12 protein-coding genes are annotated in these 18524 nt (G+C 72.8%); 5 read left to right on the forward strand and 7 right to left on the reverse strand.

What is annotated here, in order from left to right; translation table 11 throughout:
* The first annotated feature begins 52 nt into the window (after window positions 1–52).
* Entirely contained in the window at window positions 53–1408 is a 1356-nt protein-coding gene (locus ACK8N7_RS13055; protein WP_500442376.1) for a helix-turn-helix domain-containing protein, read from the forward strand.
* Window positions 1409–1523: 115 nt separating this feature from the next.
* Here ACK8N7_RS13055 and sucD read toward each other — a convergent pair whose 3' ends face one another.
* From sucD to ACK8N7_RS13080, 5 genes are all read right to left on the reverse strand, one after another.
* On the reverse strand, window positions 1524–2408 hold the full coding sequence (gene sucD / locus ACK8N7_RS13060) for a succinate--CoA ligase subunit alpha (protein ID WP_403216216.1): 885 nt from the start codon (window positions 2406–2408) through the stop codon (window positions 1524–1526).
* A 21-nt stretch (window positions 2409–2429) separates the two neighbouring features.
* Window positions 2430–3611, reverse strand: coding sequence for an ADP-forming succinate--CoA ligase subunit beta (gene sucC, locus ACK8N7_RS13065; RefSeq protein ID WP_007450903.1), 1182 nt, complete (start codon window positions 3609–3611; stop codon window positions 2430–2432).
* Between the two features lie 259 nt (window positions 3612–3870).
* Entirely contained in the window at window positions 3871–5142 is a 1272-nt protein-coding gene (locus ACK8N7_RS13070; RefSeq protein WP_500442378.1) for a VWA domain-containing protein, read from the reverse strand.
* Complete coding sequence (locus ACK8N7_RS13075; RefSeq protein ID WP_500442380.1) at window positions 5139–7694, reverse strand: DUF5682 family protein; 2556 nt, start codon at window positions 7692–7694, stop codon at window positions 5139–5141. Before ACK8N7_RS13075 ends, ACK8N7_RS13070 begins: the two co-directional genes overlap by 4 nt.
* On the reverse strand, window positions 7691–8815 hold the full coding sequence (locus ACK8N7_RS13080; RefSeq protein WP_403216211.1) for an ATP-binding protein: 1125 nt from the start codon (window positions 8813–8815) through the stop codon (window positions 7691–7693). Before ACK8N7_RS13080 ends, ACK8N7_RS13075 begins: the two co-directional genes overlap by 4 nt.
* Window positions 8816–9004: 189 nt before the next feature.
* Between ACK8N7_RS13080 and ACK8N7_RS13085 the strand changes: the two genes are divergently transcribed.
* Together ACK8N7_RS13085 and ACK8N7_RS13090 are read left to right on the forward strand one after the other, a co-directional pair.
* Window positions 9005–10396: an SWIM zinc finger family protein gene (locus tag ACK8N7_RS13085; RefSeq protein WP_500442382.1), complete on the forward strand. Its 1392-nt coding sequence runs from the start codon at window positions 9005–9007 to the stop codon at window positions 10394–10396.
* A 60-nt stretch (window positions 10397–10456) separates the two neighbouring features.
* Complete coding sequence (locus tag ACK8N7_RS13090; RefSeq protein ID WP_500442384.1) at window positions 10457–12097, forward strand: DUF5691 domain-containing protein; 1641 nt, start codon at window positions 10457–10459, stop codon at window positions 12095–12097.
* A gap of 168 nt (window positions 12098–12265) precedes the next feature.
* Here the strand turns inward: ACK8N7_RS13090 and icmB are convergent, their stop codons facing one another.
* The gene (gene icmB / locus ACK8N7_RS13095; RefSeq protein WP_031127384.1) at window positions 12266–12679 is read right to left on the reverse strand and encodes a coenzyme B12-dependent isobutyryl CoA mutase small subunit; all 414 of its coding nucleotides are present in this window, start codon (window positions 12677–12679) and stop codon (window positions 12266–12268) included.
* 284 nt (window positions 12680–12963) lie between these two features.
* Here icmB and ACK8N7_RS13100 point away from each other — a divergent pair, with 284 nt between their 5' ends.
* Both ACK8N7_RS13100 and ACK8N7_RS13105 read left to right on the forward strand, forming a co-directional pair.
* Window positions 12964–13845 (forward strand): lipase family alpha/beta hydrolase, encoded by an 882-nt coding sequence (locus ACK8N7_RS13100; protein WP_500442386.1) that lies wholly within the window; start codon window positions 12964–12966, stop codon window positions 13843–13845.
* Between the two features lie 204 nt (window positions 13846–14049).
* Entirely contained in the window at window positions 14050–15852 is a 1803-nt protein-coding gene (locus ACK8N7_RS13105; protein WP_500442388.1) for a M23 family metallopeptidase, read from the forward strand.
* Between the two features lie 83 nt (window positions 15853–15935).
* Here the strand turns inward: ACK8N7_RS13105 and pcrA are convergent, their stop codons facing one another.
* Entirely contained in the window at window positions 15936–18410 is a 2475-nt protein-coding gene (pcrA, locus tag ACK8N7_RS13110) for a DNA helicase PcrA (protein ID WP_403216201.1), read from the reverse strand.
* Window positions 18411–18524: the final 114 nt, after the last annotated feature.

Below are 18524 nucleotides of genomic sequence, written 5' to 3' on the forward strand. Positions count from 1 at the left end.
AATATACGTTTATGTACTTTTTCTCCCAGCGCAGCGCTGCCGGGGGTCACCCATGACCCGGAGCACCACCGATGAGGCCGCTCCGCCGCTGCCCTCCCCCAAGGAGCGCCGCAGACTGCGCGAGGCGAAGTCGCTGAGCGAGGAGCAGGTCGCGGAGGCCGTGGGCGTCACGCGCGCCACCGTGCGCTCCTGGGAGACGGGGCGCACGAGCCCGCGCGGACGTAAACGCGCGCTGTACGCCAAGCTCATCGCGCCCGATCCGGAGCCGGCCCCCGCCACGGGGCCCGAGGCCGTGCGGCGGAAGGAGCGCCCGGAGCCGTCGGCACCGGCGGCGGTGACGGTGGCGGCAGCGGTGTCAGTGGCGTCCACGCCCGCGCCGACGAGCTCGCCCGAGCCTCCGTCCACGCCGACGCCCGGGCCCGCACCCTTGCCCACGTTCACGTCTACTTCCACGTCCGCACCCGTGCCGACGGGTTCGCCCACGCCCGAGCCCGCACCGACGCGCTCGCCCGTGCCTGCGAGCGCGTCGGCACCCCCCGTACCGGCAAGCACTCCCCCGCCCCCCGAGCCGGAACACGCTGTCCCCCGGCTCTCCCCCGACGAGGCGTTCGACGCGCTGTACGCCCACTCCGCCCCCGGCCTCGTACGGCAGACGTATCTGCTGACCGGCCGTCGCAGTCTGGCCCGGGAGTCCGTCGAGCGGGCGTTCCAACTGGCCTGGCACCGCTGGCCCGAGGTGGCCGTGGACCGTGACCCGGTCGGCTGGGTGCGCGCGGCGGCGTACGAGTACGCGATGTCCCCCTGGCACCGGCTGCGCCGCGTCCACCGGCATCCCGACGCCCCGCCCACCGAACCGGCCCGGCGGGCCCTGTTCGAGGCGCTGCTCGATCTGCCCCCGGCCTACCGGCGCACCCTGCTCCTCTACGACGGGGTCGGCCTGGACCTGCCGGAGACCGCGGCCGAGACGGAGGCGTCCACTCCGGCGGCGGCGGGACGGCTGGAGGTGGCCCGGGCCGCCGTCGCCGAGCGGCTGCCCGAACTGGCGGCCGCCGCCTCGCCCGCCGAGCAGTCGGAGATGCTGCAGGACCGGCTCGGCGGCCTCGCCCGCGCCGAGCACGTCCCGGCCCCGTCACCCGCCCGCACCGTGCGCACCGGCAGCGAGGACAAGGCGAGGCTCTGGACCAGGGCCGCCATCGCCTTCGTCGCCCTGCTCATCGGCGCGACCGCCATCACCCTGCACACGGCGCCCACGCACTACGAGCAGCCCGTCTCGCCCCCCGAACGGGTCGGGGGCGTACCGCCGCGCGGGGGGCCGCAGAAGCTGACCCCGCAGGACCTGAAGCTCCAGGAGGTCCTGAAGGAGCAGTTGGCGCACGGCCCGGAACGGCTGGTGCCACGCATCCCCTGAGCCCGGTCGGCCCGGTCGGCCCGTCGGTCGGCCGGGAACGGGAAACGGTGCGGGCCCGCACCCCTTGTTCAGGGGTGCGGGCCCGCGCCGTTCAAGCGTGCTCGGGCTGCCCGAGTCAGGCGCCGAGGATCTCGCGCGCCAGCTTGGCGGTCTCGGTCGGCGTCTTGCCGACCTTCACGCCGGCGGCCTCAAGGGCCTCCTTCTTCGCCTGGGCGGTGCCGGAGGAGCCGGAGACGATGGCGCCCGCGTGGCCCATGGTCTTGCCCTCGGGGGCGGTGAAGCCCGCGACGTAACCGACGACCGGCTTCGTGACGTTCTTCGCGATGAAGTCGGCGGCACGCTCCTCGGCGTCGCCGCCGATCTCGCCGATCATCACGATGAGGTCGGTCTCCGGGTCCGCCTCGAACGCCGCGAGGGCGTCGATGTGCGTCGTACCGATGACCGGGTCGCCACCGATGCCGACGGCGGAGGAGAAGCCGATGTCACGGAGCTCGTACATCATCTGGTAGGTCAGCGTGCCGGACTTGGACACGAGACCGATGCGGCCGGGCTTGGTGATGTCGCCCGGGATGATGCCGGCGTTGGACTGGCCGGGGGTGATGAGACCCGGGCAGTTCGGGCCGATGATCCGGGTCTTGTTGCCCTTCGCGCCGGCGTACGCCCAGAAGGCGGCCGAGTCGTGAACGGCGATGCCCTCGGTGATCACGACGGCGAGCGGGATCTCGGCGTCGATCGCCTCGACGACGGCGGCCTTCGAGAAGGCCGGCGGCACGAAGAGGACGGACACGTTCGCGCCGGTCTTCTCCATCGCCTCCTTGACGGAGCCGAAGACCGGGACCTCGTTGCCGTCGAAGTCGACGGACGTGCCGGCCTTGCGCGGGTTCACGCCGCCGACGATGTTGGTGCCGTCGGCGAGCATGAGCTTGGTGTGCTTCATGCCCGTCGCGCCGGTCATCCCCTGGACGATGACCTTGCTGTCCTTGGTGAGGAAGATAGCCATGGTGGTCTGAGTCCCTCTTCCTTACTTCGCAGCCGCGGCGAGCTCGGCGGCCTTGTCGGCCGCGCCGTCCATGGTGTCCACACGCTGCACGAGCGGGTGGTTGGCGTCGGAGAGGATCTTGCGACCCAGCTCCGCGTTGTTGCCGTCGAGACGCACGACCAGCGGCTTCTCGACCTTCTCGCCCTTGGACTCCAGGAGCGCCAGCGCCTGCACGATGCCGTTGGCGACCTCGTCACACGCGGTGATGCCACCGAAGACGTTGACGAAGACGGACTTGACGTCCGGGTCGCCGAGAATGATCTCCAGGCCGTTCGCCATGACCTCTGCGGAGGCGCCGCCACCGATGTCGAGGAAGTTGGCGGGCTTCACGTTGCCGTGGTTCTCACCGGCGTACGCGACGACGTCCAGGGTCGACATGACCAGACCGGCACCGTTACCGATGATGCCGACCTCGCCGTCGAGCTTGACGTAGTTGAGGTTCTTGGCCTTGGCGGCAGCCTCGAGCGGGTTGGCTGCGGCCTTGTCCTCAAGGGCCTCGTGGCCCGGCTGGCGGAAGTCGGCGTTCTCGTCGAGCGAGACCTTGCCGTCCAGGGCCAGGATCCGGCCGTCCTTGGTCTTGACCAGCGGGTTGACCTCGACGAGGAGGGCGTCCTCGGCGACGAAGGTGTCCCACAGGGTCACCAGGGCCTCGGCGACACCCTCGGCCACGTCGGCCGGGAACTTCGCCTGGGCCACGATCTCGCGGGCCTTGACGATGTCGACGCCGTCCACGGCGTTGACCGGGACCTTCGCAAGGGCCTCGGGGGTCTTCTCCGCGACCTCCTCGATGTCCATGCCGCCCTGCACCGAGGCCATGGCCAGGAAGGTGCGGTTGGTGCGGTCGAGGAGGTACGAGACGTAGTACTCCGCCTCGATCTCCGGGGACAGCTCGGCGATCATCACCTTGTGGACCGTGTGGCCCTTGATGTCCATGCCGAGAATGTCGGTCGCCCGGGCGACCGCCTCGTCGGGGTCGGCGGCCAGCTTGACGCCGCCGGCCTTGCCGCGGCCGCCGACCTTCACCTGCGCCTTGACGACAGACTTGCCGCCCAGCTTCTCGGTCGCCTCGCGGGCTGCCTCAGGCGTGTCGATGACTTCACCGGCCAGCACCGGTACACCGTGCTTGGCGAAGAGGTCCCTCGCCTGGTACTCGAACAGGTCCACGCGCGTCCGTCCCTTTTAAGTGGTATCGCGGTTCGTTCTTCTGCGTGGGCGTGCCGCGATGGGCAACGTGACTGCGCTGTCACAAGGGAGGCGTACACGGTGTCCGAGTACGCGGCATGTCCATCCGGCAGGTTATCCCCGCACTCCGTGTGACCCTAAATCGCAGATCACACCTGAGCGGTGATAACGGTCACAGAGGGTGCCGGACGGGGGCCTGTGTGGCCTGTCCCGGGGCGCGTCCGCGACTGGGTCTCCTGTGTCAGGGCTGGGCCTCCTTGTCCGGTATGGGCAGGGGCCGCTTCTCGATCGCGGCGGCCATGATGTCCGGGAAGAGGTCCGGCGTACAGGCGAACGCGGGTGCGCCCAGCGCGCCGAGCGCCGCCGCGTGCTCGTGGTCGTAGGCGGGTGCCCCCTCGTCGGAGAGGGCGAGCAGGGTCACGAACTGCACGCCGGACGTCTTCATCGCCGCGACCCGCTTGAGCATCTCGTCGCGGATGCCGCCCTCGTAGAGATCGCTGATGAGGACGACGACGGTGTCCGCAGGACGGGTGATCTTCGACTGGCAGTAGGCGAGCGCCCGGTTGATGTCGGTGCCGCCGCCGAGCTGGGTGCCGAAGAGGACGTCGACCGGGTCGTCGAGCTGGTCGGTGAGGTCGACGACCGCCGTGTCGAAGACGACGAGGCGGGTCGCGAGGGTGCGCATGGAGGCGAGCACCGCGCCGAAGACCGAGGCGTAGACGACGGAGGCGGCCATCGAGCCCGACTGGTCGATGCAGAGGATGACGTCCTTCTTCACCGACTGCGACGCGCGGCCGTAGCCGATGAGACGCTCCGGCACGACCGTGCCCGTGGCCTCCTCGCCGTCCGCTCCGGGGATGGTCAGGTAGTTCTTCAGGTTGGCCCGGATGGTGCGGTCCCAGTCGATGTCCCGGTGGCGCGGCCGGCTGATCCGCGCCGACCGGTCCAGGGCCCCGGTGAGGGTGGCCCGGGTGCGGCTCTCCAGACGCTTCTCCAGGTCGTCCACGACCTTGCGGACGACGGCCCGCGCGGTCTCCTTCGTCGTCTCGGGCATGGCCTTGTTGAGGGAGAGCAGGGTGCCGACGAGATGGACGTCCGCCTCCACGGCCTCCAGCATCTCCGGTTCCAGGAGCAGCGCCGACAGGCCGAGCCGGTCGATCGCGTCGCGCTGCATGACCTGGACGACGGAGCTGGGGAAGTACGTACGGATGTCGCCGAGCCAGCGGGCGACCGAGGGGGCCGACGCGCCGAGTCCGGCCGAACGTCCACCGCCGCCCCTGCCGCCGGGCTTCTTCCCGCCGCCCCCGTAGAGCGCGTCGAGCGCGCCGTCCATCGCGGCGTCCTGACCGGTGAGGGTGCATCCGGTGCTCTCCGCGCTGTCCGCGCCGAGCACCATGCGCCAGCGCCGCATCCGTTCGCCGTCGGCGGGGCGCGCCCTCACTGTCTCCGTGTCCACCGTCTCCCCCGTCTCGTCGTCGTCCTGGGTGGCGTGCTGTGGGGCGTGTGCGGTCATGCGGTCACCTCCGCCGGCTCGGGCGCCCGGCCCAGGAGCAGGTGCAGCACCGGCTCCACGGCGTCGGCCCGGTCCGCGTCGAGGCCGGGTCCGAAGCCGGGGTACTCGTGGTCCGTGCCGTCGTTCCCGGCGCCCTCCGGGACGGGGCCGCGCCGGACCAGCTCGCCGAGGGTGCGGCGTACACCCGCCTCGTAGGCGGAGAACGTACGGCGCAGGAGCGGCAGCACGTCGGTGAACGTGTCGGCGGGGACGCCGGTCAGCCAGGTGTCGACCAGGGAGAGCAGCCGGTCGTCGTGGACCAGCAGCATGCCGCCGCCGGACGCCCCGCCGACGAACCCCTCGATCCAGGCCGCCGCGTCGGTGGGCGGGGTGCCGGGCGAGAGGGCCAGGCCCATGAGCCGGGCGGCCTCGTCCTCGGTGAGCCGCCCCTCGTCGAGCAGCAGCCGGGTGGCCCGGCCCCGGATGACCCCGGCGACCGTGTCCCGGCCGGCCAGCTTGAGCAGGACGGCTCCCCAGCGTTCCCGCAGCCCTTCGGCGGTCGCCGCACCGGCGACGAGCAGCCCGATCGCGCTGTGCACGCCGTCCACCTGGCGGCGGAGCGCCTCCGCCCCGTCCGTGTCGAGGCCGGTGCAGGCCGGTGGCAGGCCGACGCAGATCCGCTCGGCGAGTCCGGCGGCGACCTCGGCGAGCGCGGCCGTGTCCGTGGAGCGCACGTCCCCGTAGCGCAGGGAGCGGGCGAGGGCGGGGAGGGCGTCGGCGAGGTGGCCGACGTCCGCGTCGAGTGCGGCGCGGTCGGCGAGCGCCTTCATCACGACGGGCAGCGCGTCGGGCAGTCCGGCCAGGAGGCAGTGCTCGGCGAGTGCGGTGACCTCGGAGAGCGCGGTCGCCGCCAGGGCCCGGGACTCGGCCTTCGCCGTGGCGGCGGCCTGGACCGTGGTGCCCCACACCCCGGCCTCCGCGACCCGGACGTGCAGTTCCGGCTCCCAGCGCAGCCGCCAGCTCTCCCGGAAGGTACCGGTGCTGCCCCGGCCCTCGGCCGGTTCACCCCAGCCGATTCCGAGGAGGCGCAGCCGGTGCAGGAGCCGGCTCTTCGCGGCGTCGGTCCCCTTGCGCAGGTCGAGGTCGAGCTCCCGCTCCAGCGCTTCCGGTTTGAGCCGGAGGGTGCGCTGGCTGCGGGTCAGGTCGCGTTGGAGCGGGACGGCGGGGGCGCTGTCGGGGACCTCGCCGAGGATCTCGCCGACGACGAGCCGGTCCTGGATGAGGGCGAGCGGTACGTCGGAGCCCTCGCACATCACGGCGCGCACCGCGTCGGTGGTCTCGCTCAGTCCCGCCAGCGGGCGGCCCCGCATCGCCGCGAGCGTCTCGGCGAGCCGGACGGCCTCGATGACATGGGCGGTGGAGACGAACCGGTCCTCCTCGCGCAGCAGCCCGGCAACCTTGGTCATCCACCGCTCGATCGGCCGGTCGGCGGCGCCGAAGAGGTGCCCGTACCAGCCGGGTGAGTCGATCCCGGCGCCGTAACCGCTGTGCCGGGCGAGCCTGCGGTGGGTCCACGGCACCCAGGTCATCTCGGCCTTGACCTTCGGGAGCCCCTTGAGGAGGGCGCGGTCGGCGGCGAGGGTGGTCCGCGCGGCAAGCGCCGGGACGTGCCAGGCGCCGCAGACGACGGCGACGCCGTCCCCGAACTCCTTGCGCGCGGTGCGCAGCTGGATGCGCATGTACGCCTCGCGCACGGCGTCCCGGGGCTGCCCTCCGTCCCCGTATGCCTCCCGCAGCGCCGTCATGGCCTCCGCGAGGGCGGTGAACGGCGCGAGCGCGTCGGCGGCCGCCCCGGTGGTGGCGGACCCGTCGTGTGAGCGGTGCTCGACGACGTCCTCCCACCAGCGCTCGGGGTCGTCGTATCCGGCGGTCTCGGCGAGCACCCGGATCGGGTCGACGACGGGTGTGACCTCGTCCCTGTCCCCGTCCCCGTCCCCGTCTTCAGCGGAAACGGGGACGGGCCCGGTCTCGTCGGCGGGGGCCTCCCTCTGAGGTTCCTTGAGTGCCAGCGAGTGGGTGGCGGGGAGGTCGATGAAGTGCACGGGGACGTCGTGGGCGAGGGCCCAGCGGATCGCCACCCACTCCGGCGAGAACTCGGCCAGCGGCCAGAAGGCGGCCCGTCCCGGATCGTCCACGGCATGGGCGAGCAGGGCGACGGGCGGGCGCATCTGCGGGTCGGCGGCGAGCGGCAGCAGCGCGTCGCCCTCCGGTGGCCCCTCGATGAGCACGGCGGCCGGCCGGGCGGCGTCGAGCGCGGCCAGGACCGCACGGGCGGAACCGGGGCCGTGGTGCCGCACACCCAGCAACAGCGGCCCGGCGAAGGACACGGTGGTGGAGGGCCCGGTGGTGGACGAGCCGGCATCGGCAGGGGCGGTCGCGGCGGGACCGGCAGTCGCGAGGCCCGTGGTTGCGGGGCCCGTGGTTGCGGGGCCCGTGGTTGCGGGGCCCGTGGTTGCGGGGCCCGTGGTTGCCTGCCCAACAGTGGCGGGGCCGGCAGTGGCCCGGTCGCTCATACCGAGGCCTCGCGGCAGGCGCGGTAGAAGTCCTTCCAGCCGTCCCGCTCTCGGACCACGGTCTCCAGGTACTCCTGCCAGACCACGCGGTCCGCGGCCGGGTCCCGGACGACCGCGCCGAGGATGCCGGCCGCGACATCGGCCGGGCGCAGGATGCCGTCGCCGAAGTGGGCGGCGAGAGCGAGGCCGTTGGTGACGACGGAGATCGCCTCGGCCGTGGAGAGCGTGCCCGAGGGCGACTTGAGCTTGGTGCGCCCGTCGGTGGTGACGCCGTCGCGCAGTTCCCGGAAGACCGTCACCACGCGCCGGATCTCCAAGAGCCCCTCCGGTGCGGCGGGCAGGTCCAGCGAGCGGCCGATCTGGTCGACACGCCGGGAGACGATGTCGACCTCGGCGTCGGGGGTCGCGGGCAGCGGCAGGACGACGGTGTTGAACCGGCGGCGAAGCGCGCTGGAGAGCTCGTTGACGCCCCGGTCGCGGTCGTTGGCCGTGGCGATGACATTGAAGCCGCGGACGGCCTGGACCTCCTGTCCCAGCTCGGGAATGGGGAGGGTCTTCTCCGACAGGATCGTGATGAGCGAGTCCTGCACATCGGCGGGGATGCGGGTCAGCTCCTCGACCCGGGCGGTCATGCCCTCCGACATGGCCCGCATCAGCGGACTGGGCACCAGCGCCTCGCGACTGGGGCCCTGGGCGAGGAGCCGGGCGTAGTTCCACCCGTAGCGGACGGCTTCCTCCGGGGTGCCCGCGGTGCCCTGCACGAGCAGGGTCGAGTCGCCGCTGACGGCGGCGGCGAGGTGCTCGGACACCCACGTCTTGGCGGTCCCGGGGACGCCGAGCAGAAGCAGCGCGCGGTCGGTGGCCAGGGTGGTCACGGCCACTTCGATCAGGCGGCGCGGGCCCACGTACTTCGGTGTGATCACCGTTCCGTCGGGCAGTGTCCCGCCCTGCAGATAGGTGGCGACGGCCCAGGGCGAGAGGCGCCAGCGGGCGGGCCTGGGACGGTCGTCGGCGGCGGCCAGCGCCTTCAGCTCGTCGGCGAACGCGTCCTCGGCGTGCGGGCGCAGGGCCTCGGGTCCGGTCGCCCCGTCGACGGCGGCGGTGGTTTCGGGCACGGTCATGGATCCCCCTCCAGATCGTCGACAGATCGTCGACCTGATGTGGTTCCCACCGTGCACCATGCCACTGACAACGGGCCCTGAGCGCAGGTCCGCACTGGCCCCGCACGGGCCTTGTGCGCAGGTCACGGCGGATTGTCAGTGGTGCCGCCTACCGTCGTTCCCATGCTGCTATCTCACGGGGGAGAACCCTTGCCCGCCACGGAATCGGTGGCGCGCTGGACGGTGGAGCAGGTGCTGTCCCTGGCTCCTGACGACGCATCACGCAAGGCTGGGAACAAGCTGGCATCGGCCGGACTCTGGTCGGGCACCGGCTTCGACGGATCGGGGGCGGTGTGGGGGCTGTGCAAGGGCAGCGGGAGCAAGCCGTACCAGACGGTGGTCGACACCACGGGCCCCGCGTACCGGTGCAGTTGCCCGAGTCGCAAGTTCCCCTGCAAGCACGCGCTGGGGCTGCTGCTGCTCCGGGCCTCCGGCGATGGACCGGTCCAGGGGGGTGAGCCGGCCGACTGGGCCGCACAGTGGCTCGAAGCGCGCCGCGGACGGGCGGACGCCAAGCAGGCGAAGCAGGAGGCCGTCGCGAGCGGGGACGCGCCGGGCGCGGCCGACAGCACCGCCGCCAGGAAGCGGGCGGAGCGCCGCGCGGAGCGCGTCACCTCGGGCGCGCAGGAGCTGGAACAGCGCCTGACCGACCTGCTGCGGGGCGGGCTCGCCACCGCCGACCGGGCGGGCTACACGCTCTGGGAGGAGACCGCCGCCCGCATGGTCGACGCCCAGGCACCCGGACTGGCTTCCCGAGTGCGGGAGTTGGGGGCGATTCCCGGCTCCGGCCCGGGCTGGCCGGTGCGGCTGCTGGAGGAGTGCGGCCTGCTCCATCTGCTGGACACGGCCTGGCTGGGCCGGGAGGGTCTGCCGGACCAGCTGGCCGCGACGGTGCGTACGCGGGTGGGGCTGCCCATGTCCGCCGAAGGCCCGCCGGTCCGCGATCACTGGCTGGTCCTCGCGCAGTACGACACCCCGGACGGCCGCCTCGTCACCCGGCGGATCTGGCTTTACGGACGGGAGTCGGGCCGCACGGCCCTGCTGCTCTCCTTCGGCCCGATGGGCCGCGCCCCGGAGCTCGCGCTGCCCGTGGGCGTCACGATCGACGCCGAGCTCACGCCGTACCCGGGCGGTGGCCTCCGGGCCGATCCGGGCCGGCAGTTCGCCACACCCGGCCCGGTGCCGGGCACACCTCCGCCGGGGGGCTCCACCGCAACCGCGCTCGCCGCCTACGGGGATGCCCTGCGGGGCGATCCATGGCTGGACGCCTGGCCGGTCACCCTTCGCGACGTCATACCCGTGCCGTCCGGAGGCGGCTGGCAACTGGCCGACGCGGAGAGCGAAGCCGCGCTGCCTCTCGCCCCGACGGCGCTGTCCCGCCCGGGGCTGTGGAAGCTCGTCGCGCTCTCCGGCGGCGGCCCGGTCACCGTCTTCGGCGAGCTGGGCCACCGCGGCTTCGACCCGTTCGCCGCGTGGGACACGGGGGCCGGGCGCGGGGGCGGGTCCGGGGATGCCACGAACGGGACCGTACGGCTGATCTGACCCGCGCCGGCCGACCACCCTGGTCACCCCACCGCCCTCACCGACACTGAAGGGGACCCGATGCCTCGCACCACCACCGGCCCGACCGCCGACCGCCCCCTCGCCTCCCTCCCCTGGGAGGAGCTGGTCACCTCGGCACTGTTGGGCACCGACCGCCGCCCGCCCGTGGCGCCCGTGGGCCAGGCACCGGCCGACGGCCCGGCCGCCCTGCTGGACGCCGTGGCCCTGCACACCGTGCGGCGGCGGGCCGGGCTGCTGCCCGCCGCGCCGGGGGCCAGGCCGGAACCCACGCCCCACGACCCGCGCCCGCAGCTTCCCGAGGCCGCCCGGCACCGGCTCACCCAGCTGCTCGCCGACCGGGCCGCGCCGACCGCCTCCGGGCGGCGCGGGGCGGCCCCCGACCTCACCGAGCTCATCCCGCAGTGGCTGGCCACCGCCAACCGGCGGGGGTTCCGGGCCCCGGCCGCCCTGGTGCCGCCCCTGCTGGACGCCGCGCGGGCCCGCACCGACCTGCGCCCGCAGGCGCTCGCCTTCGCCGGGCCGCTCGGTCTGTGGCTGGCCGCGCTGAACCCCGAGTGGAAGTTCGCCCTGCGCGGTTCCGCGGGCGGCTCGCTCGTCCCCGACACCAGCGACCCGGAGGCGGTGCGCCGGCTTTGGGAGGAGGGGCTGTTCGCGGAGCGGGTCGCGCTGCTCGACGCCGTACGGGCGCGGGAGCCCGGTGCCGCGCTCGCCCTGCTCACCACCACCTGGTCCACCGAACGGGCCGAGGACAGGCTGATGTTCCTGGACTCCCTGCGGACCGGGCTCGGCGCCGGTGACGAGGAGTTCCTGGAGCAGGCGCTCTCCGACCGCAGCCGCAACGTCCGCGCCACGGCCGCCGAGCTGCTCTCCGCCCTGCCCTCGTCGGCCTTCGCCGACCGGATGGCGGCCCGTGCCACGTCCTGCGTCAATCCCGACCGTACGGGGGCCGGCTCCGGGGCCGGCGCCTCCATCGCCGTGGAGGCGCCGCACGAGTGCGACGCCGGGATGCAGCGCGACGGGGTGGCGGCCGTTCCGCCGACGGGCCGGGGCGAGCGGTCCTGGTGGCTGGGGCAGTTGGTGGAGGCCACACCGCTCGGGGTCTGGCAGGAGCAGTTCGGCGGGCGCCCGGCGGAGGAGATCGTGGCGCTGCCGGTCGCCGACGACTGGGCGGGCGAGCTGCACGCCGCATGGTGCCGGGCCGCGGTGCGCCAGCGCCACCCGGAGTGGGCACGGGCCCTGCTCGGTGCGGCGTCGGCGCCCCCGGCCGGCTCCCCCGGGCCCGCGTCGATCGCCGAGCGGTCGAAGCTCCTGGCGGTCCTGTCCGAGGCCGAACGCGCCGACTGGGTGGCCGCGTTCATAGCCGCGCACGGGCTGTCCGAGGCGTTCCAGCTGCTCGGGGTCTGCACGGTGCCGTGGGCGGGTCCGCTCGGGCGCGCTGTGGTCGACGCGCTCGACATAGCGCGGGACGGCGGGAGTTACCCATGGAGCTTCAGCGGGGTGATGGGGCTGGCCGAGCGCTGCCTGGACCCGGCCGAGGCCGACCGCCTGGAGGTCCTCACGGCCACTCCGGACGAGCAGGAGGACGCGTCGCCGGGCGCGGGTGGCTACTGGTCGGAGGCGTTCCAGCGCCTGGTCTCCACACTGCGCCTGCGCGCCGCGATGGAGGCGGAGCTGACCTGACACCCGCCCCCGGCCGCGCGGACCCCGGCGCCGGGCCGCTCACCCGACCGCGCGGGCCTCGGCCCCGGGCCGCTCACCCGGCCGCGCGCCCGTAGCCCGCGGCCAACACGTCAGCGGCCCGCACGTCACCGGCCCACGCGTCATCGGCCCACGCGCCCGCGGCCCGCATCAGGTCTGCGCGGGCTGACGGACGTTCGCGTTCACCCAGGTGACGATCTCGGTCGTCGTCGCCCCTGGGGTGAAGAGCTCCGCCACGCCCAGCTTCTTCAGCGGGGCGATGTCGTCCTCCGGGATGATCCCGCCGCCGAACACCTTGATGTCCTCCGCCTCCCGCTCCTTCAGCAGCTCGATCACCTTCGCGAACAGCGTGTTGTGCGCGCCGGAGAGGATCGAGAGACCGATCGCGTCGGCGTCCTCCTGGATCGCCGTGTCGACGATCTGCTCGGGTGTCTGGTGGAGCCCCGTATAGATGACTTCCATACCGGCGTCCCGCAGCGCCCGCGCGATCACCTTGGCCCCGCGGTCATGGCCGTCGAGTCCCGGCTTGGCCACCACCACACGGATCGGACCGGTCACACCCATCACTGCCTCCACATGGTCTCCCGTGCCTGAAGGGCCGGGGATGTGAACGAACGTTATCCACAGCATCCCGCAAGCCGCCGTTTCGCGGCAGGCGGGGAGGGGGAAATCACACGTGGGACATGTTCGCCAGGCGCCGTCCCCCGAGCCACGCGGCATTCCGGCCGCGCGGGGACCGGCGCAGGGGGAGCCGCTACGAGGTCGCCGTACCACCGCGCCGCCAGCCGCACGGCACGGTGGTACGGCCCCCTCGCCGCCTCCCCCGTGCGCCAGTGCAGGAGGTCGGCGTGAAGGCCCTCTCTTTCCTCTCCCTACTGCCGCGCCTCCCGGGCCCCCGGTTCCCGGCCGCACTGCTCGGTGCCACCGTGCTGGAGCTCGTCGTCCTCACCGGCCACCTGGTCGCCTACCCCTTCGGCCTCACCCAGGAGCGCCGCACCCCAGGCCCGCCGCCGGACCCACCGCCGGGCCCGTCGCCCGGCACACCGCCAGGGACCCGCCTCAGCCCCCTGCCCGGCTCCCCCGCCGCCGAACGCCCCGTCGTCCTCCTCCACGGGTTCATCGACAACCGCTCGGTCTTCGTCCTGCTGCGCCGCACCCTGGCCCGGCACGGCCGCCGCCACCTGGCATCCCTCAACTACTCGCCGCTCACCCGCGACCTGCGCACCGCCGCCGAGCTGCTCGGCCGGCACGTGGAGGAGATCTGCGCCCGCACCGGGCAGCGCGAGGTCGACATCGTCGGGCACAGCCTCGGTGGCCTGATCGCCCGCTACTACGTACAACGACTGGGCGGCGACCGGCGGGTGCGCACCCTCGTCACGCTCGGCACCCCGCACGGCGGCACCGCCGTCGCCCCCGGAGCCGGCATTCACCCCATCGTGCGCCAGATGCGCGGCGGCTCCGCGCTGATCGAGGAGCTGCGCCGCCCCGCCCCGGGCTGCCGAACCCGATTCGTCAGCTTCTGGAGCGAGCTGGACCAGGTGATGGTCCCGGTCGAGACGGCCTGCGTCGACCACCCCGACCTCGACGCCGTGAACGTACGCGTCACCGGAATCGGGCATCTCGCGCTGCCGGTGCACCCGGCGGTCGCCGCCGCGGTCCGTGAGGCTCTGGAGACACAGGAGACACGGGAGGGCACAGTGCCCTCAACCGGAACGACCTCTGTCGCTTAAAATAGAACGCTTCTCGAACATAGGGCCAAGCCTCTGTCTGTCGTCCGCCGAAAGACGGCCGATTGCCCGTTTCCTGAGGACGCAAAACCTGCCGAAGATTGTCGTCCTCACATACTGCCGGGTACAGTCGCGGCCACTGCTTCCCCCTGGGACTCCCTGACCGGGACCCAGAACAGTCCTGCTGCCGAGGCGAGAGAGAAGTTGGTGAACGACCAGCACCCCCACGCCGGGCCCGTCGGGTACGACACCCGATCGACCGGCAGCTTCGACACCGACCCGCTCTTCGGTTCGCTCCCCGGCGGTTCCGACGCCACGGATTACGCGGCTCCCGGTTACCAGGGCTCCTACGGTGACCAGAGCGGCCAGTACGACTCCTCCGCCTGGGACACGGGCGCGCAGCAGACCGTCACGTACGACGCGTACGCCGCCCAGACCCGGCCCGCCGCCGCCCACCAGCAACAGCAGCAGTGGGACACCGGCGCGACGCCGGCCTGGCAGCCGCCCGCCGACCAGGACCCGGCCGACCAGTGGGCCACCGCCGACACGGGCGCGTTCCCCACCGCCGGATTCACCGCGGCCGCGTACGGCACAGCCCCGTACGGCACCGACACCTACGAGACAGGCACGTACGAGACAGGCACGTACGACACGGGCGCCTACGGGACGGGCACGTACGGGACGGATGCGTACGACACCGGCGCGTACCCCACCGGCACCTACGGCACGGGCACCGCGTACGTGACCGACGGCTCGTACGGGACGGACGCCTACGGGACCGGTGCGCACGAGGCCGGCGCACACGACACGGGCACGTACGACACCGCCGCCTACGACACCGGCACGTACGGGACGGTCGGCGCCGACGGGACCGGCACGTACAACGCCACGGCCTTCACCACCGGGGTCCACGACACCGGCGCGTACGACACGGGGACGTACGACACCGGCGCCTACGACGCGACCGCCTGGAACTCCGGCGCCACGCCCGGGGACGCCGCGTACGAACCCGAACAGACATCGCATCAGCTGTACGAACAGCAGGCGCCCGAAGCGGCCGGACCCGAAACGGCCGAGCAGTCCCCCGCCGACCCGGCGGAACACGCGGACCGCCCGGACCACCCGGACCACGAGCCGGCGGTCGCCGCCTCCACCACCGCCGAGTTCGCCGTCCTCGAACCGGACGCCGCTCCCGCGCCGGACGACAGTGACGCTCCCGCCCCGCTCTCCCTGGACCGCACCGTGGTCCGGACCCCCGCCCCGCGCAGCCGGGCCCGCCGCCGCAGCCCCGCCAAGCGGTCCGCCCTCCTGACCGTCGCGGTCCCCTCCGCCTGCGTGATGAGCGTCGCGGGCATCGCGGCCGCCTCCGTCAGCGGGATCAGCGACGAGGACAAGCCGGAGAAGACCGCCTCCCTGGCCGTCGCCGACCCGAGCACGGTCAAGCCGGTCGCCGCGAACAACAAGCTCGACAGCCAGCTGGAGCAGCTCTCCGAGGGGAGCGACGACTTCCGCGAGCGCGCGAGCCGCACCCAGGAGCGCATCGACCTCAAGCAGCGGCAGGCCGAGGAGAAGAAGAAGCGCGAGGAGGAGGCCGCACGCCGCGAGGCGCTGCGCCCCAAGTTCGTCCTGCCGGTCAAGCAGCACGGGCTCAGCGCCTACTACGGCCAGGCGGGCGTCAACTGGATGTCCGTGCACACGGGCATCGACTTCCCCGTCGGGTACGGCGCTCCGGTGATGGCCGCGACCGACGGAACCGTGCGCACCCAGTACAACAGCGCCTACGGCAACATGGCGATCGTGACCATGGCCGACGGTACGGAGACCTGGTACTGCCACCTGAGCAGCACCAAGATCCGCTCCGGCCCGGTGAAGGCCGGTGACGTCATCGCGTACGCGGGAAGCTCCGGCAACTCCACCGGCCCGCACCTGCACTTCGAGGTCCGGCCCGGCGGCGGTGCATCGGTGGACCCGCTGGCGTGGCTGCGCAGCCACGGCGTCGACCCGACCTGACCTGGCCAGGCCAGGCCTGACAGCGAAACGACGAGAGGGGCGGAACGGCTTCGACAGCCGTCCCGCCCCTCTCGTACGTCCTGTTACAGCTTCTCGACCGGCGCGTACCGCAGGAGCAGCTTCTTCGGGCGCTCGTCGCCGAAGTCGACCGTCGCCTTGGCCTGGTCGCCGATCCCCTCGACGGCCACCACCGTGCCGAGCCCGAACTGGTCGTGCGTGACCCGGTCCCCGACCACCAGCGTGACCACGGGCTTCTCCGTGGAGCGCCGGGTCGCGAACCCCGAGGGTCCGGAGCGGGCGCGGGAGGAGGAGAGCGAGGACGTGATGCCCGAGGTGGGTCCGGCCGGGGCGGCCATCGGGCCCTTGCGCTTCCACTCCAGGTGCGCCTCCGGGATCTCCTCCAGGAACCGCGAGGGCGGGTTGTACGAGGGCTGGCCCCAGGCGCTGCGCATCGCGGCCCGGGTCAGGTAGAGCCGCTCGCGGGCGCGGGTGATGCCGACGTACGCGAGGCGCCGCTCCTCCTCCAGCTCCTTGGTCTGGCCGAGGGCCCGCATGTGCGGGAAGACGCCGTCCTCCATGCCGGTGAGGAAGACGACGGGGAACTCCAGGCCCTTGGCGGTGTGCAGGGTCATCAGGGTGATGACGCCGGAGCCGTCCTCGTCCTCGTCGGGGATCTGGTCCGAGTCGGCGACCAGCGCGACCTTCTCCAGGAACTCCGCGAGCGTGCCGGTGCCCTCCGCCTCGGCGCGCTCCTGCTCGAATTCGAGGGCGACGGCGGCGAGTTCCTGGAGGTTCTCGACGCGGGTCTCGTCCTGCGGGTCGGTGGAGGCCTGGAGCTCGGCGAGATACCCCGTCCGCTCCAGCACGGCTTCCAGCACGACGGCGGGCCCGGCGCCGGACTCGACGATGGTGCGCAGCTCCTCCATCAGCGTGTTGAAGCGCTTGACGGCGTTGGACGAGCGGGCCGCCATGCCGTACGCCTCGTCGACACGGCGCAGCGCCTGCGGGAAGGAGATCTTCTCGCGCATCGACAGGGCGTCGATCATGGCCTCGGCGCGGTCGCCGATACCGCGCTTGGGCACGTTGAGGATGCGGCGCAGCGGGACGGTGTCCTCGGGGTTGGCGAGGACGCGGAGGTAGGCCAGGACGTCCCGGACCTCCTTGCGCTCGTAGAAGCGCACGCCGCCGACGACCTTGTAGGGCAGGCCGACGCGGATGAAGATTTCTTCGAAGACACGGGACTGGGCGTTGGTCCGGTAGAAGACGGCGACATCGCCCGCCTTGGCGTCGCCCTTGTCGGTGAGCCGGTCGATCTCCTCGGCGACGAACTGCGCCTCGTCGTGCTCGGTGTCCGCGACGTAACCGATGATGCGGGCGCCGGAGCCGGCGTTGGTCCAGAGGTTCTTGGGGCGGCGGCTCTCGTTGCGCTCGATGACCGCGTTGGCGGCGGAGAGGATCGTCTGCGTGGAGCGGTAGTTCTGCTCCAGGAGGATCGTCTTCGCGTCCGAGTAGTCCTCCTCGAACTGGAGGATGTTGCGGATGGTCGCGCCCCGGAAGGCGTAGATGGACTGGTCCGCGTCGCCCACGACGCACAGCTCGGCGGGGGCGTCGGCCTCTCCGGCCGGGCCGACCAGCTCACGTACCAGGGTGTACTGGGCGTGGTTGGTGTCCTGGTACTCGTCGACCAGGACGTGGCGGAAGCGGCGGCGGTAGTGCTCGGCGACGTCCGGGAAGGCCTGGAGGAGGTGGACCGTCGTCATGATGATGTCGTCGAAGTCCAGCGCGTTGGCCTCGCGCAGGCGTGCCTGGTAGAGCGCGTACGCCTGGGCCAGCGCCTTCTCGAAGCCTCCCCCGTTCTCGGCTTCGCTCGAATGGGAGGTGCCCCCTCCCGCCTGACCGGCGAAGGTCTCCTCGTCGATGAGCTCGTTCTTGAGGTTGGAGACCTTAGCGGTGAAGGACTTCGGCGGGTAGCGCTTGGGGTCCAGGTCCAGATCGCGGCAGACCAGGGCCATGAGGCGCTTGGAGTCGGCGGCGTCGTAGATCGAGAACGACGAGGTGAAGCCGAGCTTCTTCGACTCGCGGCGCAGGATGCGGACGCACGCGCTGTGGAAGGTCATGACCCACATGGCGTTGGCGCGCGGGCCGACGAGCTCCTCGACACGCTCCTTCATCTCGCCCGCGGCCTTGTTGGTGAAGGTGATCGCGAGGATCTGCCCCGGGTGCACCCCGCGCTCGGCCAGCAGGTGGGCGATGCGGTGGGTCAGCACCCGGGTCTTGCCCGAGCCGGCCCCGGCGACGATGAGCAGCGGGGACCCGGCGTGCACGACGGCGGCGCGCTGCTCGGTGTTCAGCCCGTCGAGCAGCGCCGCGGCGTCGATGACCGGGCGCGGGTGGCCGTCCCGGTAATACCCGTCCCGGGGCGGCGGGGGCGCGTCGAAGACGCCCTCGAAGAGTCCCTCCGGCACCGCTTCGGGTGCGTGGTCCTCGGGGGGCGGCGGCGGGCCGTCCTCGGTGGACTGGAGGCCGGCCAGGAAACTGTCGTCAAAGAGGCTGCTCATCGCCATCCGAGTCTAGGGGGCCGCACTGACAACGTTCGGCCGAAGGTCATAAGCGGCCACCCGACCCCGTACGCACGGAGAGCGGACGCCCACGTTCCGTGAAAGAGCGCCCGG

It is taken from the genome of Streptomyces griseobrunneus (genome assembly GCF_046713465.1).
In the GTDB taxonomy this organism is placed as follows: Bacteria; Actinomycetota; Actinomycetes; order Streptomycetales; family Streptomycetaceae; genus Streptomyces; species Streptomyces microflavus.

Coding starts and splice junctions, on each gene's coding strand:
- ACK8N7_RS13055 (WP_500442376.1), top strand. CDS start 53: ATGACCCGGAGCACCACCGATGAGGCCGCTCCGCCGCTGCCCTCCCCC.
- sucD (WP_403216216.1), bottom strand. CDS start 2,408: ATGGCTATCTTCCTCACCAAGGACAGCAAGGTCATCGTCCAGGGGATG.
- ACK8N7_RS13070 (WP_500442378.1), bottom strand. CDS start 5,142: ATGACCGCACACGCCCCACAGCACGCCACCCAGGACGACGACGAGACG.
- ACK8N7_RS13075 (WP_500442380.1), bottom strand. CDS start 7,694: ATGAGCGACCGGGCCACTGCCGGCCCCGCCACTGTTGGGCAGGCAACC.
- ACK8N7_RS13080 (WP_403216211.1), bottom strand. CDS start 8,815: ATGACCGTGCCCGAAACCACCGCCGCCGTCGACGGGGCGACCGGACCC.
- ACK8N7_RS13090 (WP_500442384.1), top strand. CDS start 10,457: ATGCCTCGCACCACCACCGGCCCGACCGCCGACCGCCCCCTCGCCTCC.
- icmB (WP_031127384.1), bottom strand. CDS start 12,679: ATGGGTGTGACCGGTCCGATCCGTGTGGTGGTGGCCAAGCCGGGACTC.
- pcrA (WP_403216201.1), bottom strand. CDS start 18,410: ATGAGCAGCCTCTTTGACGACAGTTTCCTGGCCGGCCTCCAGTCCACC.